Raw genomic sequence first — 16,395 nt, 5'->3', positions numbered from 1 at the left:
TCCGTGAGAGGCCCGCCATGCCCCCGACCCGACCGCTCACCGTTGTCATCACCGGCGCTTCCAGCGGCATCGGCCTGGCCACTGCGCTCGCCTTTGCCAAAGCCCATGCCCGCGTGGTCCTGTGCGCCCGCGGGGAAGCGCCGCTGGCGCGCGCCGCCGCGGCCTGCCGCGAACTGGGCGCGAAAGCGCTGGCGGTCCCCGGTGATGTCACGCAGCCGGCGGCCATGCACCGCTTGGCCGAGCGCGCGGCGGAGTTCGGCGATGGCGGCATCGATGTCTGGGTCAACAATGCCGGCGTCGGCGCGGTCGGCCTGTTCGAGGAAACCCCCGTGGCTGCGCACGAACAGGTGGTGCGCATCAACCTGCTCGGCTACCTGCATGGCGCGCATGCGGTGCTGCCGTTCTTCAAGGCGGCCGGCAAGGGCGTGCTGGTGAATATCGTGTCGCTGGGCGCATGGGCGCCATCGCCGTATGGCGTGTCGTATACCGCAAGCAAGTTCGGGCTGCGCGGCTTCTCGGAGGCCTTGCGCGCCGAGCTGGTGGAATGGCCGCAGATCCGCATCTGCGACATCTTCCCGTCCACCGCCGACACGCCGGGCATGCGCCACAGCGCCAACTACACCGGCAAGGCGCTGCGCCCGCCGCGACCGCTGGTCGATGCCAACTCGGTGGCGCGGGCGGTACTGCGCGCGGTGGCGGCCCCCGGCTCGCATTCCATGACCGTGGGAATGGTAGCCAGGCTGGCGCGTGCGGCCAACCTGGTGGCGCCGGGCCTGGTGCAGCGCGCTTCCGGCCGTGTGGCGCACCGGCATTTCAGCGGCGCGCACGATACGCCGGTATCGGACGGCAATCTGTTCCATGCCTCGCTGGGGCACATGTCCATCGGCGGAGAATGGGGATCGCCGCGACACACGCGCCAGTGGTGTATCGCCGGCGCGCTGCTGGCGGGCGCGCTGGCCGGGCTGGCGCTGTGGCACTGGCGCAAGGGTGAGCACTGACCTGCACGCGCCGCCAGATTTACAAAGCCGGGAGTTTCTTACCGCCCTCCGGTCAATGCTGCGGCGCGCTTCGCCATAGCGAACCGGCAAAAAGAAAACGCCCGCGCGAGCGCGGGCGGGAAAAGGCCTGAGGATCCAAGGACCACTCGTTATTCATGCTAGGCGCCGCCCGGCAGGCGGGCATCCCTCATTCGGGTGCCAGGCCACGCTCGGGCCGTCGCCGGAGCGCTTTTGTGCAAGGGGCTTAACTCGGCCCTCGAAAATCTTCATGGCGCAGGGTCGACGCAACCAGATCTGCTGCCGCTAAATTCGGGACCAGAGTCGGTCGGCTGCTCCCGCGCCCGGCGACGGAACCATCAAGGTTTTGTGAGAATCGTGAAACTGGCCAGTGTTTCGGCGGCCCTGTGCGGCCAGCCTGTGTTCGCCGGGCTCAACCTGACTTTAGTCAAGTGAGGATAACGCGCGAACCGGCCGTAGAGCGTCGGCCCAGCAGCAGGACGCTGGCCGGCTGGCTTGGCGCGATCGGCATGGCCTGCAGCGCGGCTGCCTTCGCGCAGGCGGAAGGCGCCGCAGCGCCCGCCACGCAACCCGCGCCAAGCGAAAAGAAGCTGTCGTTCTCCGACCCGGAGGACGGCAAGCTCGACATGAGCGACTTTCTGCTCCACCACAAGGGCGCACTGCCGGTGCCGACCGTCATCACCGAGCCCGCGGTCGGCTACGGGGCCGGGCTCGGGCTGCTGTTCTTCTCGGAGCCGGTGTCCGAAGCCGCGGCCAGCGCGCGGGCCAGCGGCAAGGGTCCGGCGCCGCCAAATATCACCGCGATCGGCGGCGCCTACACGGAAAACGGCACCTGGGCCGCCGGGCTGGCGCACTTCCATACCTGGGACGGCGACCGCTACCGCTACCTTGGCGCCATCGCCAAGGTCGATGCGCAGTTGGACTACTACGGGCTGCTGAACCAGCCGCGAGCCTATCAGCTGCAGGGCGTCTTCCTGGTGCAGCAGTTTCTGGTGCGGCTGGGCGATACGCGCTGGTACGTCGGGCCGCGCTACGTCTATTTCGATTCAACGGCCACCTTCAAAGCGGGCGGTGCCGGCGAGCTGGGCAGCTTCGACCAAAGCCAGCGCATCGGCAAGGGCGGGCTGGTGGTCGACTACGATTCGCGCGACAACATCTTTTATCCCAGCCGCGGCATCTATGCCGAGCTGGAGGCGCAGTTCGCGCGCGCCGGCTTAGGCAGCACGCAATCGTTCAATATGTACAACGCGCGCGGCTACACGTGGCTGCCGGTGGCGCGCACGCTGATCCTGGGCCTGCGTGCCGATACCAGGTTTTCCAGCGGCGACGTGCCGTTCTACGCGCAGCCGTACGTCGACCTGCGCGGCGTGCAGAAGGGGCGCTACCAGGACCGCAACGCGGTGATGGCCGAAGTCGAGCTGCGCTGGGACGTGACGCCGCGCTGGTCGCTGCTGGGCTTTACCGGCACCGGCAAGGCGTACGGACGCTGGCATGATTTCTCGGATGCGGCCACGATCTACAGCGTAGGCGCGGGCTTTCGCTACATGATCGCGCGCAAGCTGGGCGTGGCGATCGGGGTGGATGTTGCCCACAGCAAGGGCCAGAACGCGTTCTACATGCAGGTTGGCAGCGCCTGGCACTGACCGCTGGCCGCGATCAACGGCCGGCCGGCTGCAGCGCGATCACCGCCATGCCGGCCAGCGCGATGGCGGCGCCGGCCACGTCCCAGCGCGTCAGCGCCATGCCGTCGACAAAGCGCAGCCACAGCAGGGCCACCGCGATGTACATGCCGCCGTAGGCGGCATAGGTGCGGCCCGCCGCGGCCGGATGCAGCGTCAACAGCCATGCAAACAGCCCCAGCGACAGCGCCGCCGGCACCAGCAGCCACAGGCTCTTGCCTTGCCGCAGGACCAGCCAGGGCAGGTAGCAGCCGACGATCTCGGCAACGGCCGTCATGGCAAAAAGCAGGGCGATGCGAAGCAGTTCCAAGTCGTGATGGGGGTGAATGAAAAAGGGGCTCCCGTGCCGGAACCCCCCCCCGATTCTGACACGGCGTGCCGCGTTCAGGACGTAGCCATCAGCGGCGGGCGCCGCTGCGTGGCCACGGCAAAGGCGATCTGCGCCAGCCCCGCCGCCAGCCCCAGCGCCACGCCGGCCTGCCATGCCACCGTGTACGAGCCGAGCGCGTCATAGACCAGCCCGCCACCAAAGGCGCCGATAAAGCTGCCGATCTGATGGCTGAAGAACGCCACGCCGCCGAGCATGGCCTGCCAGCGCAGGCCGAAGGTCTCGGCGATCCACCCCGATACCAGCGGCGCCACGCCCAGCCACAGGAAGCCCATCACCGCGGCGAACATCAACGTGCTTTCCGGCGTGGGCGCCGACGAGAAGTACCACGTCAGCGCCAGCGAGCGGATGGTATAGATGCCGCCCAGCAACATCAGCTTGTTGAAGCGCCCGCCGGCCCAGCCGAAGAAAATGCTGCCCAGCACGTTGAAGCCGCCGATCACGCCCAGCGCCTTGGCACTGAGCATCGGGTCCATGCCGCAGATATCGAGATACGACGGCAGATGCGTGGTCAGGAACACCAACTGCATGCCGCAGACGAAATACGCCAGCGCCATCACCACGAACGGCGCATGCCGCAGCGCGGTGCCCAGCGCCTGGCGCGCGTTGTCCTGGCCCACGCCGGTGGATACGTGCAGCGGCAGCCGGTCCACGCGCCCGGCAAACCACGCCGCGGGCAGCATCACCAGCGCCAGCAGCACGAATGCCGCCAACCCGGCGCGCCATCCATACGACTGCGTCACCATCTGCCCGATCGGCGCCGCCAGCAGCGCCCCCAGCGATCCGGCCCCGGACACCAGGCCCAGCACCGTGCTGCGCAGCGCCGCCGGCACTGGCCGTGCCGCCACCGCCATCGCCAGCGCGCTGCCGGTGCAGGCCATCGACGCGCCGATCGCCACGCCCGCGCCCAGCGTCACGCCGACCATGCCGTGCGCGGTCGCCAGCAGCACCAGCCCGGTCACATACAGCATCGAGCCCGCCAGCATCAGCGGCCGGAAGCCGATGCGCGTGGCCCATGCCCCGGCCAGCGGCTGCAGCAGTCCCCAGGCCAGGTTCTGCACGGCAATGGCCACGGTGAAATCCGAGACCGAAATGCCGAGGTCGCGCGTCAGGGGCGGCATGAAGATGCCCAGGCTCTGGCGCAGGCCCATGGCCAGGCTGAGCATCACGGAGGCGCCGAGCAGGATGGGCAGGGCCGGGCGCAGGCTGTCGAGGCGGGAGGCTGGGATGGAGGAGGACAAGATGCTTCGTCTCGGGGTTGTCATTGTTATCGTTGTTGTTCTTCTTGTGAGCCCCCGGTCACTCGCGTCGTATTAAGCGATTGCTGAATATACCGAAGAGTAGGGCGAGGGTATGCCGCGGCCCGCGCCGTGTCAATTTGGCTTTGCGCGGGGCGGCCTTCCGCTTTGCTGAAGCCGCGGGCGTGCAGCGCCAGGCCAGGCCCCGGCGGGCGGGCCGTGGGCCGGATCCAGTGCAAACGGCCGGCTTGCGGCCGACCGTCTGTGGAGGAGGGCGCTACCTCCGCGCCTTCCGTCAAGCGATGCTATACAGCCGCATCACTTGCCCGTCCACACCGGCTTGCGCTTCTCGGCGAACGCGGCCGCGCCTTCGCGGGCATCGGCCGAGGTGAACACCGGTGCCAGCAGCGGGCGCTGGCGCTCGAACATTTCCTCGGCGCTCCAATCGGCGGACTCGGCCACGATCTGCTTGCTCACCGCGACCGCCAGCGGGCCGTTGGCGCCGATCTCGTCGGCCAGTGCCAGTGCACCTGCCAGCGCCTGGCCCGGCTCAGTCAGGCGGTTGATCAGGCCGTAGGCGTGGGCCTGCTCGGCGCCCAGCATATTGCCGGTCAGCGCGTATTCCATGGCGATGTGGTACGGCACGCGGCGCGGCAGGCGCATCAGGCCGCCGGCGCCGGCCACCAGCCCGCGCTTGACTTCAGGCAGGCCAAACTTGGCCGCCTTCGACGACACGATCAGGTCGCACGCCAGCGCCAGCTCGAAGCCGCCCGCCAGCGCATAGCCTTCCACCGCCGCGATCAGCACCTTGCGCGGCGGCTTCTCGGTCAGCCCGCCGAAGCCGCGGCCAGGCAGGCTGGGGCGCTTGCCTTCGAGAAAGCCTTTCAGGTCCATGCCGGAGCAGAAGGTGCCGCCCGCGCCGGTCAGGATGGCCACGCTCAGGTCGTCACGGCTTTCCAGCTGGTCGATCGCGGCCGCCAGCGCGGTCGCGGTCTCGAAGTCCATGGCGTTGCGCGCCTGGGGCCGGTTCATCGTGATCAGCAGCGTATTGCCACGGGTTTCCAGTTGCAGCGTGTCGCTCATTCTTCGTTCCTTGTATGCAGATGCGAGATCAATGCGCGTGCCGGCTCAGCGCGGCGCCATGCGGATGGCGCCGTCCAGGCGGATGGTCTCGCCATTGAGCATCGGGTTCTCCAGGATGTGCAGCGCGGTCGAGGCGTACTCATCCGGCGCGCCCAGCCGCGGCGGATGCGGCACCATGGCGCCGAGCGAGGCGCGCACGTTCTCCGGCAGCCTGGCCAGCAGCGGCGTGTCGAACAGCCCCGGAGCGATGGTGCACACGCGGATCGCGCGCTGCGCCAGGTCGCGCGCGGCTACCAGCGTCATGCCGACGATGCCGGCCTTGGCCGAGCTGTAAGGGATCTGGCCGATCTGGCCTTCATAGGCGGCTACCGACGCGGTCAGCACGCACGCGCCGCGTTCGCCGTCCACCAGTTCGTTCTTCGCCATGCGCGCGGCACCCAGGCGCAGCGCGTTGAAGGTGCCGATCAGGTTGATGCGCACCACCGATTCATACTTTTCCAGCGAGCCCGGCTGGCCGTCCTTCTCGACCACGCGCACCGGCGCGCCCAGGCCGGCGCAGTGGATCAGCGCGCGCAGCGGGGCGATGGCTTCGGCGGCGTCGTAGACCGCGTTCATCTGGTCGGTGTCGCAGACGTCGGCCTTGACGAAGCGGACCTTGCCACCGAACTCGTCCACCACCGCGTTGCCACGCTCTTCATTCAGGTCGGCGATGACCACGCCGACGCCGCGTTCCACCAGGCGCCGCGTGCAGGCCAGGCCCAGGCCGGAAGCGCCGCCGGTCACGACGGCGGACATGTTTTCGAGTTTCATGGTGTGTCTCCTTGAACGGATGCTTTGCTGAGAGGGGTGTGGTCCCACGCGCTCGGGTGGGGGACCGGGCAAGGACGATGGCGCCGGAATTACAGGCGCTCGATGATGGTGGCGTTGGCCATGCCGCCGGCTTCGCACATCGACTGCAGGCCGTAGCGCTGGCCGCTGTCTTCCAGCGCATGCAGCATGGTGGTCATCAGCCGCACGCCCGAGGCGCCCAGCGGATGCCCCAGCGCGATCGCGCCGCCGCGCGGATTCAGGCGCGCGGGGTCGGCGCCGAGCGCGCGCTGCCAGGCCAGCGGCACGCAGGCAAAGGCCTCGTTGATCTCGTAGTGGTCGATCTGGTCGAGCTTCAGCCCGCTCTTTTTGATCGCGCGCTGGCTGGCAGGGATCGGTGCGGTCAGCATCATCACCGGATCGTCGCCGCAGACGTCGAATGCGACAAAGCGCGCGCGCGGCTTCAGGCCCAGACGCTGCGCCGCGGATTCGCTCATCAGCAGCATGGCCGCGGCGCCGTCACTGATCTGCGAGGCATTGCCGGCGGTCACGTTCCAGCCGATCTGCGGGAAGCGCGCGCCCAGTTCCTCGCTGCGGAACGAGGCCTGCAGCGTGCCGAGCTTCTCCACCGAAGTGCCGGGGCGGATAGTCTCATCCTGGTCGATCAGCCCGTTGGGCGTGCTGATGGGCAGGATCTCGCGGCGGAAGGCGCCGCTTTCACGCGCGGCGGCAGCCAGCTCGTGCGAGCGCGCCGAATAGCTGTCCATCTGCTGGCGCGACAGTTCGTACTTGGCCGCCACCAGTTCGGCCGCCACGCCCTGCGACACCAGGCCGGGCGCGTAGCGTGCCTCCATCGACGGCCCGTAGGGGTTTTGGCCGATGCGTGCCGAGCCCATCGGCACGCGGCTCATCGACTCGATGCCGCAGGCAATGACGATGTCATAGGCGCCCGCCATGATGCCCTGCGCGGCGAAGTGCACCGCCTGCTGGCTGGAGCCGCACTTGCGGTCGATGGTGGTGGCGGGCACGTGGTCGGGAAAGCCGGCCGCCAGCCAGGCCACCCGGCCCGGGCCAGCGGACTGTTCGCCGGCCTGGGTGACGCAGCCGGTGATCACGTCGTCGACCAGGCCCGGATCCAGATTGTTGCGCTCGACCAGACCCTTGAGCACCTGCGCCAGCAGCTCGGTGGCATGCAGTTCGGTAAAGGCCGATCCCGGCTTGGAACGGCCCATCGGGCTGCGGAGGGCGTCGACGATGACGGCTTGTTGCATGAGGTGTCTCCTGAAGAAAGCTGAGCGTTGCGAGTCGTGGCTGGGATATTGAGACTTCCGTGCCGAAAAGTGATCGTCCAATACGATGAATTGGGATTCTGGCCTCGAAATTGCAGCATGTAAACTCAAAATACTCCGTTTGACTTCGGAAAAAACGAAGGGCAACATCCGGGTTTTGAGACGCTGGTATCAAAAAATTCCGGCCGAAGGCTCTAATATGGCTAATGCACCACAAGCTTCCCTGACCCCGACGCCCGCCGATCCCGACGGCGAGGCACGCCTCGTCAGCGCCCTGGCGCGCGGCATCTCCATCCTCAACTGCTTCTCGCCGACGGTGCAGGAACTGAGCAGCCGCGAGCTGATGGAGCGCACCGGCCTGGCCAAGCCAACGCTGTTCCGGCTGCTGGACACGCTGTGCGAGCTGGGCCTGCTGCGCTATTCCGAGCGACTGTCGCGCTACGTGGCAGGGGTGGGCCTGGTCAACCTGGCCGCGCCGGCACTGGCGCGCATGACCGTGCGCCAGCTGGCGCGGCCGCAGATGCAGGAACTGGCCGACCATATTGCCGGGCAGGTCGAGCTGATCGTCGGCTATGGCAACACGCTGACCTATGTGGAAATCGCCCAGGGCGTGGGCAGCCATGTATTCCGGCCGGAGGCCGGCACGCGGGTATCGGTCTCCCGCACCGCGTCCGGGCGCAGCTACCTGTTGATGATGAGCGAGCCCGAGCGCGAGGCCTATGTCGACCAACTGGCGGCCACCGAGCCGCAGCGCGCCGACTGGTTGCGCGAGCGGCTGGCCGACGCCGCCCTCGACCTGGATCAGCACGGTTTCTGCCGCGGCCACCGCGACCTGCACCGCGAGGTGGAATCCATTGCCGTGCCGATGCGCACGCGCCGCGACGGCGAGGCGTGGATCTTTGCCGCTTCGGTGCCGGTGTTCAGCCAGCAGAGCAAGCAGATGGAAGACGACGTCGGGCCGCGCCTGGTCAGCCTGGTGCGCAATGTCGAGGGCGCGCTGGGCGTGGCAGACTAAGGCGCCGACGGAAAGGTCGAGCAGGTGGCTGCGCTGCTGCGGCGAGCCACGCCGGAACCCGCGCATGGCTGAGGCCGTGGCGCTGTCGAAGACGCTGCGCCACGCGCCCGACAACGAAACGCTGCTGGCACTGTACGCGCTCTACAAGCAGGGCAGCGTCGGCGACGTCAGTGGCAAGCGGCCCCATGATGGACGAGGTCGGCCGCGCCAAGTACGACGCCTAGGACGCGCGCCGCGGGCTGGCGCGCGAGCAGGCCATGCGCGACTACGTGGTGCTGGTCAACCAGCTCAAGTCGGCGCAGACCCAATCCGCCTGAAGTCCGCCTGACGGCCCACAGTTGCCGGTGAACACCGCAGCCGTAGTACGCGCCGACGCTGCCGCGCGGCCCGGGGCGGCGGCGCGTTTTCAGTTTCTCTTGCAGGGCGATGAATTTTTTCGCGCGGCGGGCAAACTTCCACGCATGACTTGCGCGATACCCCCAGAATCCGGACAGTAGGGGGTATGCTCCCCCCTACAGGACTTTGCCGATGACCGCCGTTGCCGTCGCTGTAGTTGCCAGGAAAGAAACGCCGGCCCGCCCTGGCGCCGCCATGCGGGTACCGGCAGGGCCCGCCCCCGGCCACCGCTGAGGCCGCACCCATGGTGCTGGTGCTGCTGATCGCGCTGCCCCTTGTTGCCGCGGCGCTGACGTGGGCGATCGGCATGCGCGCGCCGCGGCTGATAGCGCCGGTGATTGTGGGATTTCCGCTGGCTGCGCTGGTGCTGTTGCTGCGCCTGCGCGGCGCGGTCTTCGACAACCCCGGCCATGCGCTGGGCTGGCGCATGAAATGGCTGCCCGCGCTGGGGCTGGACCTGTCGCTGCGCCTGGATGGCCTGGCCTACCTGTTCGCGCTGCTGGTAATCGGCGTGGGGCTGCTGGTGATCTTCTACGCGCGCTACTACCTGGCGCGCAATGAATCCGCGGTGCGCTTCTTCTGCCTGCTGCTGGTGTTCATGGCGGCGATGCTGGGCGTGGTGCTGGCCGCCAACCTGCTGTTGCTGGTCGTGTTCTGGGAACTGACCAGCATCATGTCGTTCCTGCTGATCGGCTTCTGGTCGTGGCGCGCCGATGCCCGCCAGGGCGCGCGCATGGCCCTGGCCGTCACCGGCGGCGGGGGGCTGGCGCTGCTGGCCGGGGTGCTGCTGCTGGGCCATATCTGCGGCAGCTTCGATCTGTCCGAGGTGCTGGCGCAGGCCGGCAAGGTGCAGCGCCATCCCCTCTACACGCCGATGCTGGTGCTGATCCTGCTGGCGGCGTTCACCAAGTCGGCGCAATTCCCGTTCAGCTTCTGGCTGCCGCAGGCGATGGCCGCGCCCACGCCGGTCTCGGCCTACCTGCACTCGGCCACCATGGTCAAGGCCGGGGTGTTCCTGCTGGCGCGGCTGTACCCGGTGCTGGACGGCACCAACGGCTGGTTCTACCTGGTCAGCATGACCGGCCTCGCCACGCTGATCTTCGGCGCCGGCATGGCGCTGCTGCAGCGCGACCTGAAGGGGCTGCTGGCGTATTCCACCATCAGCCACCTGGGGCTGATCACGCTGCTGTTCGGGCTCGATACCCAGCTCAGCACGGTGGCGGCGATCTTCCACATCATCAACCACGCGGTGTTCAAGGCGTCGCTGTTCATGGCCGCGGGCATCATCGACCATGAAACCGGCACGCGCGACCTGGACCGCCTGCACGGGCTGGCGCACTACATGCCGCATACCGCGGTGCTGGCCATCGTAGCGTCGCTGTCGATGGCGGGCGTGCCGCTGTTCAACGGCTTCCTGAGCAAGGAAATGTTCTTCGGCGAAACGCTGGCGCAGGGCCTGCTGGGCGAGTTCAACTGGGTCATCCCCGCTGCCGCCACGCTGGCCGGCGCGATGACGATGGCGTATTCGCTGCGCTTTATCTACGGGGTGTTCTTTGGCGGCTTGCGCCCCGACGTGCCCAACTACCCGCCCCATGAACCGCCGCGCTTCATGAAAGTGCCGGTGGAACTGCTGGTAGTGATCTGCCTGGTGGTCGGGCTGGTGCCGGCCTATACGGTGGGCAACCTGCTGGCGGCGGCCTCGCTGGCCACGCTGCGCGCGCCGCTGCCGCCGTACAGCCTGAACCTGTGGCACGGCGTCAACCTGCCGCTGGCGATGAGCCTGGTGTCGATGACGGGCGGCGCGGCGCTGTTCTTCCTGCGCCGCGATGCGCTGCGGCGCTGGCAGCAGGGCATCGAGCACCTGAATGCGCGCCGCTCCTTTGAAAGCGGCATGCGCGCGCTGGAACGCTTTGCCACGGCCGTCACGCGCTGGCTGGAAAGCGGCTCGCTGCAGGCCTATATCAGCTGGATGCTGCTGGCGCTGCTGGCCGTGCCGGCGTACTTTTTGCTCGACCTGGAGACCCTGGCCGGCAGCGTCGGCGCCGGGGCGCTCGACCCGATGGGCGCCGCCGCGCTGGCGCTGCTTGCCTTGCTGGCCGTGGCGGTGGTGGCCGCGCGCGGGCAACGCATGATGGCGCTGGTGCTGCTGGGCGGATGCGGACTGATGGTGTCGCTGGTGTTCCTGCGTTTCTCGGCACCGGACTTGGCGCTGACGCAGATCTCCGTGGAGGTGGTGACCATCCTGCTGCTGGTGCTGGCACTGTTCTACCTGCCGCGCGAAACGCCTGAGCGCCAGGGCCATTCCAAACGCGTGCGCGACGTGGTGCTGTCGCTGGGTGGCGGCACCTTGCTGGCGGTGGCCGCCTATGCCGTGATGACGCGGCCGTACGACCCGGTTTCCGCCTTCTATATCGAGCAAGCCGTGCCCGGCGGCGGGCACAACGTGGTCAACGTGCTGCTGGTGGATTTCCGCGGCTTCGACACCATGGGCGAGATCTGCGTGCTGCTGGTCGCCGGGCTGGCGGTGCAGGCGCTGCTCAGGGGCATGCGGCTGCCGACGCCGTCGGCCGCGCCCGACGGCCTGCCGTGGACCAGCCAGGCGCATCCGCTGCTGCTGGCGATGCTGGCGCGGCTGATGCTGCCGCTGACTTTGCTGGTGGCGGTCTTTATCCTGCTGCGCGGCCACAACCTGCCGGGCGGCGGCTTTGTCGCCGCGCTGATCACCTCGGTGGCGCTGTTGCTCCAATACGTGGCCAACGGGGTGCGCTGGACCGAGGCGCGCATCGCGCCGGACTATCGCGCCATCGCCGGCGGCGGCATTCTGCTGGCGGGGCTGACCGGGCTGGGCAGCCTGGCCTTCGGCTATCCGTTCCTGACCACGGCGTTCGGGCATTTTCATATCCCAGGCATCGGCGAGGTGGAGCTGGCGACCGCGATGATTTTCGACCTCGGTGTCTTCTGCACCGTGACCGGCACCACGCTGGTCATCGTCTCGCACCTGGGCGTGCGCAACCTGCCGCCGGCGCGCGCCGAGGAGGATGCCTGATGGCCGCCCTCTACGCCATCACGATCGGCATCCTGACCGCCTGCGGCATCTACCTGCTGCTGCGCGAGCGCGTGTTCAACGTGGTGCTGGGGCTGACGCTGCTGTCGTATGCGGTCAGCCTGTTCCTGCTCGGCATGGGGCGCTTGTCGATCGGGCGGCCGCCGGTGATCGTGCCTGGCGCCAGCTATGCCGATCCGCTGCCGCAGGCGCTGGTGCTGACCGCCATCGTGATCGCCTTCGGCATGACGGCGTTTGCGGTGGTGCTGGCGCTGCGCTCGCTGGGACTCACCGGCAGCGATCACGTCGACGCTGCCAGCCGGCCGGAATCACAGGACGAGGCGGGCGACAGGCAGGAGCCGCGGCCATGAACCACGCCGTGCTGCTGCCCATCGTGGTGCCCATGCTGGCCGGCGCGTTGCTGACCGCGATGCCGGCCCAGCGCCTGCGCGCGCAGCGGATCGTATGCGGGCTGGCCACGCTGCTGCTGGTGCCGCTGGCGGTCACGCTGGTGCGCCAGGCGGCCACCGGCGAGATCGCGGTCTATGCGGCCGGCAACTGGGCCGCGCCGTTCGGCATCGTGCTGCAGCTCGACCGCACCGGCGCGATGATGCTGATGCTGACCGCGGTGCTGGCCGTCGCCGCGCTGGCGGCTGCAGGCGACGGCATGGCGCGGCAGGGCCGGCATTTCCATGCGCTGTTCCAGTTCCAGCTGATGGGGCTGAACGGGGCCTTCCTCGCCGGCGACCTGTTCAACCTGTTCGTCTTCTTTGAAATCCTGCTGATCGCGTCCTACGCGCTGCTGGTGCACGGCGCGGGACGCGCGCGCATCGGTGCCGGCTTGCATTACGTGATCCTGAATCTGGTGGCGTCCTCGTTCTTCCTGGTGGCCATCGGCGTGCTGTACGGCTTGTCCGGCACGCTCAACATGGCGCACCTTGGCCTGCGCCTGTCGGTCCTGCTGCCGCAGGACCTGCCGCTGGCGGTGGCGGCCGGCGCGATGCTGATGCTGGTGTTCGCGCTCAAGGCCGCGCTGTTCCCGCTGTATTTCTGGCTGCCGCGCGCGTATGCGAGCGCCACCGGCCCGGTGGCGGCGCTGTTCGCCATCATGACCAAGGTCGGCATCTACGCCATGCTGCGCTGTGATGCGCTGATCTTTGGCGGGCCGCAGGGGCTGCTGGGGCCGTTCCTGCATGACTGGGTCTTCCCGCTGGCGCTGGTGACGCTGGCCATCGGCGCGATCGGGGCCGTGGCCGCCAGGGGGCTGCGCGCGATGACCAGCTACCTGGTGGTGGCGTCGGTCGGCCTGCTGTCGGCCTGCGTGGCGATGCAGACCCAGGCCGGCTGGGCGGGGGCGATGTACTACCTGCTCAGCACCACGCTGTGCACCGCCGGCTTGTTCCTGCTGGCCGATGCGCTGGAACCGGAGCAGCCGCGCGAGGATGGCTTGCCCGTCATCGCCTCGCGGCTGGCGGGGCTGCTGTACCTGGTCGGGGTGGTGGCAGCCGTGGGGCTGCCCCCGCTGTCGGGCTTCCTCGGCAAGACCATGATCCTGCTTGCCACACCGCCGCCGTGGATTCCAGCACTGTGGCCCGCGGTGCTGGTATCGGGCCTGCTGCTGCTGATCGCCGTGTCGCGCACCGGCACGCGGCTGCTGTGGCGGTTGCCGCATGAGGCCAGGGGCGTACCGGAAGGCGACGAGTATCTCGATGAAGACCATCCCGCCGCCGCGCGCGGCCGGGTGCGGCCGGATCCGCGCAAGCTCGCCTGCTGCGCGCTGCTGCTGGCGGGCAACGTGGCGCTGACGGTGTGGGCGCGGCCGGTCAGCGAATACGCGGCGGACGCCGCCGCACAGCTGCTGGACCGTGGCGCCTACCTGCGGGCGGTGCTGCCCGGGCAGGGGAAGTAGGCCATGCTGCGCCGCCTGCTGCCCCATCCCTGGCTGAGCCTGATCCTGCTGGTCATGTGGCTGATGCTATCCAACAGCATCGCCCCCGGGCACTGGCTGCTGGGCGCGTTGCTGGGCTGGGCCATCGGCCGGCTCGCTGACCGCTGGCTGGTGCTGGGCGCCTTCCGGCTGTCGCGTCCAGACCTGATCCTGCGGCTCAGCATCCATGTGCTGATCGATATCGTGATGGCCAACGTGGAAGTGGCGATCCTGGTGCTGGGGCGCACCGCGCGCCTGCGGCCGGCGTTTATCGTGGTGCCGCTGGACGTCGAGCATGAGCTTGCCACCACCGCGCTGATCAGTATCGTCTCGCTGAGCCCCGGCACGCTTTGCGCCGAACTCAGCGACGACCGCCGCGCGCTGCTGGTCCACGTGCTCGACCTGGAAGAAGAGGCCGCACTGGTCGAACGCATCAAGTCGCGCTATGAAACCCCGTTGAAGGAGATCTTCCAATGCTTGCCATCGTGATCCCGGTGTGCCTGGTGCTCCTGGGCCTGGCCTTCCTGCTGACGCTGGCGCGCCTGCTGCGCGGGCCCAGCCTGCCGGACCGCATCGTGGCGCTGGATACGCTCAATATCAACGCGATCGCGCTGATCGTGCTGCTCGGCATTCGCCTGGAGTCGGCGATGTTCTTCGAGGCGGCGCTGCTGATCGCGGTGATGGGCTTTGTCGGCACCGTGGCGCTGTCCAAGTACCTGCAGCGCGGCGACATCATCGAATACTAGGAGGGCCGGGAGATGCTGCATCCGGTTGCGGAATTCGTGGTTTGCGCACTGCTGCTGGTTGGCAGCGTGTTCATGCTGGTGGGGGCCATCGGGCTGTTCCGGCTGCCCGACTTCTTTATGCGGCTGCACGGGCCGACCAAGTCGACCACGCTCGGCGTGGGCGGCGTGGTGCTGGCCTCGGTGGCGTATTTCAGCTTTCGCGGGGATGCCAGCCTGCATGAGTTGCTGGTGACCGCGTTTCTGTTCCTGACCGCGCCGATCAGCGCGCATTTGCTGGCCAAGGCCGCGCTGCAGCGCCAGTTGCCGGTGGATCCGCGTACGCGGGGCAGCGGCTGGCTGCCGCGGATCAAGGCGTAGCAGGATTATTTTTTTGGTCAGCCGGTCGGCCAGCCGGAGATGCCGATACGGATCATCGCACTGCCTTTGCCCTGTACTTTCTGCAAGCGCCGGCGCCATACTGCATCCCGGCTATCCGGAAGCCATCGACAGGAGACGAACCCATGCCATCCCCGCAAGATCCGCGCCTTGGCGCCTGCGTCTACCTGCTGCATATGCTGCTGCAGCGTACCGAGGCAACGCGCCCCGGCTTTATCGACCAGATGATCCGCGGCGTCACCGCCGACCGCGACGCCTTGCCGGCGGACGCGCCGGGGCGCGATGAAGCGCTGCCGGTGTTCGACGAGACGCTGCGCATACTGACGCTGGCGAGCGAACAGCTGCAGGGAACCACCCCCCGGCCATAACCAATGCCGGCCGGGCCTTCCGTTTACATTCATCGCAATCTGTCCTACACCCAGTCAGGCGACACCGGCATTTCAAGCCGTGGCAGGGGGATCCCATGGGCATGCAACAATCGGACAAGATCTTCGCAGGGCCGATTCCGGGCATCTATGAGACCTTGATGGTGCCCATGATCTTTGCGCCATATGCCGCCGACCTGGCGGCGCGCATTGCCGCGCTGGAACCGCGCCGCGTGCTGGAACTGGCCGCGGGCACCGGCGTGGTGACGCGGGAACTAACGCGGCGGCTGCCGGCGGATACCCTGATCGTCGCCACCGACCTGAATCCGCCGATGCTGACCCGCGCGCAAGCGGTTGGCACCGGCCGCCCTGTGATCTGGCGCGAAGCCGACGCCATGGCGTTGCCGTTCGACGATGCCAGCTTCGACCTGGTGGCCTGCCAGTTCGGCGTGATGTTCTTCCCGGACAAGGCCAGGGCCTTTGCCGAGGCCCGGCGTATGCTGGTGCCGGGCGGGACGCTGGTCTTCAACGTCTGGGACCGGATCGAGTTCAACGCCTTCGCCCGCGATATCACGGCGGCACTCGCCGCGCTGTTTCCCGAGTCGCCGCCCGAGTTCATGGTGCGCGTGCCCTACGGCTACCATAGCCAGGTCACCATCGAGCAGGACCTGCGCCATGGCGGTTTCACGGCGCCGCCGGTGTTCGAGACGGTCACCGCCACCAGCCAGGCCGCTTCGGCCCGCATCCCCGCGGTGGCGTTCTGCCAGGGCACGCCGCTACGCGCCGACCTGGAAGCGCGCGGGCCGGACGCCGTATCGCGCGCCACCGATCACTGCGAGCAGGCGCTGATCCAGGCCTACGGCACCGGGCTCGTGGCCGGTCCGATACAGGCGCATGTGGTGGTGGTAGCCGCCTCCACGAGTTGAAGCGTTGCGAGGGACGTGCGGCAGCTGTCCATGCGGACATTGCCGTGCTGACCACGAGCGGGTTCTTTCCCTACACTTGATCAAGGCGGAACAGCGCCCACT

At 68.4% G+C, this 16,395-nt stretch carries 17 protein-coding genes; 12 read left to right on the top strand and 5 right to left on the bottom strand.

Translation table 11 applies throughout. The features are described from left to right. The first annotated feature begins 17 nt into the window (after nucleotides 1–17). Together K307_RS35880 and K307_RS35875 are read left to right on the top strand one after the other, a co-directional pair. Nucleotides 18–998, top strand: coding sequence for an SDR family oxidoreductase (locus K307_RS35880; protein ID WP_042885825.1), 981 nt, complete (start codon nucleotides 18–20; stop codon nucleotides 996–998). A gap of 527 nt (nucleotides 999–1,525) precedes the next feature. Next, a complete protein-coding gene (locus K307_RS35875) occupies nucleotides 1,526–2,659 on the top strand; it encodes a BamA/TamA family outer membrane protein (protein WP_051975319.1) in 1,134 nt (377 codons plus the stop codon). Nucleotides 2,660–2,672: 13 nt separating this feature from the next. Here K307_RS35875 and K307_RS35870 read toward each other — a convergent pair whose 3' ends face one another. From K307_RS35870 to K307_RS35850, 5 genes are all read right to left on the bottom strand, one after another. Then, complete coding sequence (locus tag K307_RS35870) at nucleotides 2,673–3,005, bottom strand: YnfA family protein (RefSeq protein ID WP_042885824.1); 333 nt, start codon at nucleotides 3,003–3,005, stop codon at nucleotides 2,673–2,675. Between the two features lie 74 nt (nucleotides 3,006–3,079). Next, nucleotides 3,080–4,249 (bottom strand): MFS transporter, encoded by a 1,170-nt coding sequence (locus K307_RS35865; protein ID WP_230626388.1) that lies wholly within the window; start codon nucleotides 4,247–4,249, stop codon nucleotides 3,080–3,082. 390 nt (nucleotides 4,250–4,639) lie between these two features. Then, a complete protein-coding gene (locus K307_RS35860; RefSeq protein WP_042885823.1) occupies nucleotides 4,640–5,404 on the bottom strand; it encodes a crotonase/enoyl-CoA hydratase family protein in 765 nt (254 codons plus the stop codon). A gap of 45 nt (nucleotides 5,405–5,449) precedes the next feature. After that, a complete protein-coding gene (locus K307_RS35855; protein ID WP_042885822.1) occupies nucleotides 5,450–6,214 on the bottom strand; it encodes an SDR family NAD(P)-dependent oxidoreductase in 765 nt (254 codons plus the stop codon). 89 nt (nucleotides 6,215–6,303) lie between these two features. Beyond that, nucleotides 6,304–7,482, bottom strand: a complete 1,179-nt coding sequence (locus K307_RS35850) for a thiolase family protein (RefSeq protein WP_042885821.1) — start codon at nucleotides 7,480–7,482, stop codon at nucleotides 6,304–6,306. Nucleotides 7,483–7,699: 217 nt separating this feature from the next. On the opposite strand from K307_RS35850, the gene K307_RS35845 reads away from it, so the two are divergent. The 10 genes from K307_RS35845 to K307_RS35805 all read left to right on the top strand — a co-directional run bounded on the left by K307_RS35845 (nucleotide 7,700) and on the right by K307_RS35805 (nucleotide 16,293). Beyond that, nucleotides 7,700–8,515, top strand: coding sequence for an IclR family transcriptional regulator (locus K307_RS35845; protein WP_051975317.1), 816 nt, complete (start codon nucleotides 7,700–7,702; stop codon nucleotides 8,513–8,515). Continuing rightward, nucleotides 8,484–8,843, top strand: a complete 360-nt coding sequence (locus K307_RS46880) for an acyl-CoA-binding protein (RefSeq protein WP_329955946.1) — start codon at nucleotides 8,484–8,486, stop codon at nucleotides 8,841–8,843. The genes K307_RS35845 and K307_RS46880 overlap by 32 nt, the downstream gene beginning before the upstream one ends. A 312-nt stretch (nucleotides 8,844–9,155) precedes the next feature. Then, the gene (locus K307_RS35840) at nucleotides 9,156–11,957 is read left to right on the top strand and encodes a monovalent cation/H+ antiporter subunit A (RefSeq protein ID WP_042885820.1); all 2,802 of its coding nucleotides are present in this window, start codon (nucleotides 9,156–9,158) and stop codon (nucleotides 11,955–11,957) included. Next, on the top strand, nucleotides 11,957–12,325 hold the full coding sequence (locus K307_RS35835) for a Na+/H+ antiporter subunit C (RefSeq protein ID WP_042885819.1): 369 nt from the start codon (nucleotides 11,957–11,959) through the stop codon (nucleotides 12,323–12,325). Before K307_RS35840 ends, K307_RS35835 begins: the two co-directional genes overlap by 1 nt. Next, nucleotides 12,322–13,863 carry a monovalent cation/H+ antiporter subunit D gene (locus tag K307_RS35830; protein WP_042885818.1) on the top strand — a complete coding sequence of 514 codons (1,542 nt, stop codon included), beginning with the start codon at nucleotides 12,322–12,324 and terminating at the stop codon, nucleotides 13,861–13,863. The genes K307_RS35835 and K307_RS35830 overlap by 4 nt, the downstream gene beginning before the upstream one ends. A gap of 3 nt (nucleotides 13,864–13,866) precedes the next feature. Beyond that, entirely contained in the window at nucleotides 13,867–14,370 is a 504-nt protein-coding gene (locus K307_RS35825) for a Na+/H+ antiporter subunit E (protein ID WP_042885817.1), read from the top strand. After that, entirely contained in the window at nucleotides 14,355–14,627 is a 273-nt protein-coding gene (locus tag K307_RS35820; protein WP_022535229.1) for a K+/H+ antiporter subunit F, read from the top strand. The genes K307_RS35825 and K307_RS35820 overlap by 16 nt, the downstream gene beginning before the upstream one ends. A 12-nt stretch (nucleotides 14,628–14,639) precedes the next feature. Beyond that, the gene (locus tag K307_RS35815; RefSeq protein WP_042885816.1) at nucleotides 14,640–14,984 is read left to right on the top strand and encodes a Na+/H+ antiporter subunit G; all 345 of its coding nucleotides are present in this window, start codon (nucleotides 14,640–14,642) and stop codon (nucleotides 14,982–14,984) included. Nucleotides 14,985–15,127: 143 nt separating this feature from the next. Beyond that, on the top strand, nucleotides 15,128–15,370 hold the full coding sequence (locus K307_RS35810; protein WP_042885815.1) for a hypothetical protein: 243 nt from the start codon (nucleotides 15,128–15,130) through the stop codon (nucleotides 15,368–15,370). A gap of 95 nt (nucleotides 15,371–15,465) precedes the next feature. After that, the gene (locus tag K307_RS35805; RefSeq protein ID WP_042885814.1) at nucleotides 15,466–16,293 is read left to right on the top strand and encodes a class I SAM-dependent methyltransferase; all 828 of its coding nucleotides are present in this window, start codon (nucleotides 15,466–15,468) and stop codon (nucleotides 16,291–16,293) included. Nucleotides 16,294–16,395: the final 102 nt, after the last annotated feature.

The organism is Cupriavidus necator A5-1 (assembly GCF_000744095.1).
Taxonomy (GTDB): domain Bacteria; phylum Pseudomonadota; class Gammaproteobacteria; order Burkholderiales; family Burkholderiaceae; genus Cupriavidus; species Cupriavidus necator_A.
This window is presented reverse-complemented; position numbering and strand designations above follow the sequence as displayed.